The following is a 1,367-nucleotide window of genomic DNA, read 5'->3' as shown; positions in this document are numbered from 1 at the left end:
AGAGGACGTTAAGTCCGTTTCTGGTAGCGGCCTCGTCCGGGCTGGATGAGGAAGCCTTGGCGGGTGAGGTGTCCGAGACGGCTGCGGGTGATGTTGACGGATGCCTCGTCGGTGGGCATGCCGAGGAGTTCGTGCAGCTCACGGGCTCGGAACTCTTGGTCGGGGTGCTGGTTGAAGGTGTTCACGATGGCCTGGTAGGCGGTGTTCGTCTCGGGCGGTGCGGGTTGGGCTCCAGCCGGTGCGAGTTCGGCGATGACCTTCCGGGTGGTGGCCAGGTCCGCGAGTCGTGCTTCGGTCTCGGCCAGGGATGCGGTCAAGTGCTGGATCTGGTCGCGCAGTTCACCGGACCGGGCTGTGGTCTCGTCGTGCTGGGCCTGGAGGTCGGCCAAGAGCTCGATGACGTTCACGCGGCCAGCCCGAGGGTGTCGCGCCAGGCCGGACTCGGTGTGGTGAGGCGGCGGGCCATGTTCGCGATCGAGGCCCAGTAGACGCGCGAGGCGGACGTGTCGGGGCGGTGGTCGTACTCGCGGGCCAGGCGGCGGTGCAGCATCAACGTGCCGTTGACCTGCTCCACGATCCACCTCTTCGGTTGCGGGACGAAGCCTTTGCCCTGGTCGTCCGGGTTGCGGCGGACGACCTCGACGTCGATGTCCAGCAGGGCACCGCGGATGAGAACCTCGTCCTTGAAGCCCTGGTCCACCAGGGCCTTCTCCAGGCGCATCCCGCACCGCTCGGCGGTCTGGTCAAGCAGGGCGGTGCCGGCGGTGTTGTCGTGTGCGGATGCGGCCAGGACGACGACGCCGATGATCAGCCCCAGAACGTCGACGGCCAGTCCCCGTTTGCGGCCCGACACCTTCTTGTTGGCGTCCAGTCCCGTCGTGGTTTTCGGGACACCGGCGACCGCACGGACGGACTGGGTGTCGATGATCACGAGGGACAGGACGGGTCCTCTAATCGCCTGGCTCTCTCCCGCACCTGGCAGCGCAGGAGTTCCTGGATCCGCTGGTCAAGGCCGTCTTCGCGCCACAGGCCGAAGTAGTAGAACACCGCCGACCAGGCCGGCAGATCATGGGGCAGGTAGCGCCACTGACAGCCCGTCCGGTTCTGGTAGAAGATCGCGTTCACGACCTCCCTCAGATCGCAGGTCCCGGGATCGCCGGTCGCCGACCGTGCCACCCTGTCCCGCTTCCAGGCAGTGATCATCGGCTCGATCAATGCCCAATGCTCATCCGACAAGTCGCTCGGATACGGTCTTCGGTCCATGCCCGCATTCCAGCATGCGCATGACGAATGGTCGGCCCGCACGGCGATCAGTACCACGATCGAGCGATCACGAACCGGGGAAGATCGGACTTAACGTCCTCTGA

General features: G+C 66.0%; 1 protein-coding gene and 1 pseudogene. Both read right to left on the bottom strand.

The window, feature by feature from the left end; all coding sequences use genetic code 11:
• Positions 1-8: 8 nt before the first annotated feature.
• A complete protein-coding gene (locus J2X68_RS40200; RefSeq protein WP_310437546.1) occupies positions 9-407 on the bottom strand; it encodes a hypothetical protein in 399 nt (132 codons plus the stop codon).
• Positions 404-1,263: pseudogene (locus J2X68_RS40195) on the bottom strand (IS5 family transposase). The gene J2X68_RS40200 and the pseudogene J2X68_RS40195 overlap by 4 nt, the downstream one beginning before the upstream one ends.
• Positions 1,264-1,367: the final 104 nt, after the last annotated feature.

The sequence above is a fragment of the Streptomyces sp. 3330 genome, from assembly GCF_031456635.1.
Lineage (GTDB): Bacteria > Actinomycetota > Actinomycetes > Streptomycetales > Streptomycetaceae > Streptomyces.
The sequence above is the reverse complement of the archived record's forward strand: the minus strand, read 5'-3'. Positions and strand labels throughout refer to the sequence as shown.